The 3,074-nt window shown below is 33.5% G+C and carries 4 protein-coding genes; 3 read left to right on the top strand and 1 reads right to left on the bottom strand.

What is annotated here, in order from left to right:
* Positions 1 to 257 (top strand): PaaX family transcriptional regulator C-terminal domain-containing protein (locus V7014_RS22550; RefSeq protein WP_335510556.1); only part of this gene is annotated, 257 nt, incomplete at its 5' end.
* A 47-nt stretch (positions 258 to 304) separates the two neighbouring features.
* On the opposite strand, the gene V7014_RS22545 is transcribed toward V7014_RS22550, so the two are convergent.
* Entirely contained in the window at positions 305 to 820 is a 516-nt protein-coding gene (locus tag V7014_RS22545) for a gamma carbonic anhydrase family protein (protein ID WP_335510553.1), read from the bottom strand.
* An 80-nt stretch (positions 821 to 900) separates the two neighbouring features.
* On the opposite strand from V7014_RS22545, the gene V7014_RS22540 reads away from it, so the two are divergent.
* Together V7014_RS22540 and V7014_RS22535 are read left to right on the top strand one after the other, a co-directional pair.
* Complete coding sequence (locus tag V7014_RS22540; RefSeq protein WP_335510551.1) at positions 901 to 1,863, top strand: NAD(P)H-dependent flavin oxidoreductase; 963 nt, start codon at positions 901 to 903, stop codon at positions 1,861 to 1,863.
* A 319-nt stretch (positions 1,864 to 2,182) separates the two neighbouring features.
* Positions 2,183 to 2,800 (top strand): protein kinase domain-containing protein, encoded by a 618-nt coding sequence (locus tag V7014_RS22535; protein WP_335510549.1) that lies wholly within the window; start codon positions 2,183 to 2,185, stop codon positions 2,798 to 2,800.
* Positions 2,801 to 3,074: the final 274 nt, after the last annotated feature.

The following is a 3,074-nucleotide window of genomic DNA, read 5'->3' as shown; positions in this document are numbered from 1 at the left end:
GTTTTGTAGAACGGACGAATTTAGTTCATGAATATCGAAAATTTTTATTTATAGATCCTGGTTTACCTGCTGAGCTACTACCAGCACGTTGGAACGGAAGCCATGCAGCTCTTCTTTTTAGTCAATATTATAGAGTTTTAGCAGAGCCAGCAAATCGATTTTTCGAAAATGTATTTAAGGAAGGAAATGATTTGCAACGTAAAGATGTAGCATATGATGCGACAAATCATCCGTTAATAAGTGAACAAGTGAAATAAAGTGAAACAGCGAAACTGATACAAAAGTATCAGTTTCGTTGTTTGTTTTATTTTTTAAATATTTGGTTAAATTCTTTACCTTTCTGTACATATGTATCAATAGATAACTGAATTAATTCTAAGTCTTTATCATTAATTTCGCGAACGACCTTTCCAGGACCTCCCATCACAAGTGAACGGGGAGGAATCGTTTTTCCAGAAGGTATGAGTGTGTTTGCGCCTATGATACATTCCTCTCCAATTTCAACACCATCTAAAATGGTTGAACCCATCCCGATAATGGACCGCTTGCCAACTCGGCAGCCATGTAAAATAACATTATGACCAACTGTTACCTCGTCTTCAATAACTACGGGAGATCCTTCGAATAAGTGGATAGTCGAATTATCTTGAATGCTGCATTTTTCTCCAATTATGATCGAGTCTTCATCTCCTCGAAGTACTGCGTTGAACCAAATGGTAGATTCTTTTCCAATTGTAACGTCTCCAATTATATAACTACCAGGTGCTGTAAAAACTGTCGAATCAATTTGTGGCTCATGTCCATTGTAAGGAATACGCATTTTTACTACCTTCTTTCGTAAATTTTAATTGTTTTAATTTTCTGTATATTATAACATTAATTTTATAAGGAGGGAGAAAAATGTTACATTTGACAAAATTATTAAATATTACGTATCCAATTATTCAAGGAGGAATGGGTAACATTAGCAATGCACCTTTGACTGCAGCGGTGTCTGAAGCTGGCGGTTTAGGAACAATTGGGTGTGGAACCCTGACACCAGAAGAAGTGGAAAAAAGGATCATAGAAACGAAAGAAAGAACGAATAAACCTTTTGCGATTAACATTGCAATTAGTGTAACACCATTTGTTCGTGACATTGTAGATTTAGTTATAAAGCATCAAGTTCCAGTTGTTTCTTTATCGGCTGGAAATCCAGGTCCACTCATTCCTATTTTACATGAACATGGAGTTAAAGTAATCGCTGTTGTAGCATCTGTTAAACATGCAAAGAAAGCTGAAGATGCACAAGCCGATGTTTTGGTTGCCGAGGGTTTTGAAGCAGCTGGTATCAATTCAAGTTTAGAACTTACAACTTTCACACTCATTCCGCAAATTGTAGAAGCAGTTAAGATTCCTGTTGTAGCAGCTGGAGGAATCGGTAATGGACAAGGGTTAGCAGCTGCTTTAATGTTAGGGGCAAGTGGTGTGCAGTTAGGAACACGATTCATTGCAACGAAAGAAGCACCGTTTCATAATATATATAAACAAAAGCTTATTGAAGCAGATGACATTGATACGGTAATTGTGGGACGGTCGATTGGAAAAGTTAGAAGAATGCTTAAAACACCATATGCTCATAAATTAATTCAGCTTGAAGCAAAAGGTATGACTGAAGAGGAATATCTTGATTTAACTTCAGAAAAACAACATTACATAGGCGCCATTCTTGGTGATTTAGAGAATGGCTTTATTAACAGTGGTCAAGTAGCGGGACTTATTTCAACTGTTCCAACTGTAGAAGAGTTAATTGAAAGTATGATGAGTGAAGCAAAGAAGAAGATTATCAATTTGGCTAAAGAAGTTGATAGTTGCGCTTTTTAAGAAAATCACAATAATAAAGTGCAGGTTTCTTAGTAACTGAAAGCAACAAATAATAGTGTTCTTTAGTGATTCAGATTTATTTAATTGACTAAAACGCTTATTTTATTTAAAATAATTAATAATCTAATATTTCTTTCAAATTGTATTGAAGGGGAGTAGCTACTACAATAAAGTCGTCAATACAGGGAAACCTCGGCTTTATTGGCAACAATTATTTCGTTGTTTGCGAGACCTTACCAGTTATTTGGTAAGGTCTTTTTTGCGTCATAGTCATGAAACTACTAATATGTAAATTCTACTGTATAAAGGGGAAAATAGATTGATTAATTATAAAAAATATGCTGAAAGTATTATTTTTAAAAAGAGCATACGGAGAAGTATAAAAGTAACGCATTTTCATGATGATCTTGAACATATTGGTACAGGGAGAAGTGCTTGTGTTTTTAGGATAAAAGATACGAATAAAGTTATTAAAGTATTTCCGTCGTGTTTTAAACATATAGCTCTAGAAGAAGCTGATATATATAAACGGCTTACTCATATTCACTATTTTCCTGAAATATACGAAACAGGCTGCAATTATATTGTTATGGATTATATACAAGGAGAAACATTGTTTGAGTGTTTGAGTAAGGGAATTACAATTGAAGAAAAGCAAGTTCAAACAATCGATGAAGTATTACAGCTTACAAGGAAAACAGGTTTAAATCCATCGGATATACATTTACGCAATATTTTTATTACAAGCGATAAAAAAGTAAAAATCATTGATGTAGCGAGATTCAAACAAACGAAGAATTGTGAGATGTGGAATGATTTGAAACGTGCCTATTTTCGCTTTTATTTAAAGCCTTACTTTCCAAGAAAAATACCGAAAATTATATTGAATCTTATTGCTGTTTTATATAAAAATGAAATTATTCATATTCGAAATTAAAAGAATAGATTATTTGAATAATGAAAAAAGTTGTTGACTTCAGAATTTGCATATAATATGATGTCCTTATAAATAATTAATTAAGAATTTTTGAAAATGAGTTACACACTCCAAAGGGGAGTAGCTAACAGTTATGTCGTCATTCCGTGATATCGATCACCGGCATAATTGGCAACAAAAATGTTGTTTGCGAGACCTTTGCCAAATTTGGTAAAGGATATATAATTTGAACAAATACCCTTTACCAAATTTCTGGTGAAGGGTTTTATTATAT

This window comes from Bacillus sp. JJ722, from assembly GCF_036963345.1.
Lineage (GTDB): Bacteria > Bacillota > Bacilli > Bacillales > DSM-1321 > Bacillus_AD.
The sequence above is the reverse complement of the archived record's forward strand: the minus strand, read 5'-3'. Positions and strand labels throughout refer to the sequence as shown.

What these genes read in the sequence shown, in the direction of transcription:
- V7014_RS22540 (WP_335510551.1), top strand. Translation starts at nt 901, where the DNA reads ATGTTACATTTGACAAAATTATTAAATATTACGTATCCAATTATTCAA.
- V7014_RS22545 (WP_335510553.1), bottom strand. Translation starts at nt 820, where the DNA reads ATGCGTATTCCTTACAATGGACATGAGCCACAAATTGATTCGACAGTT.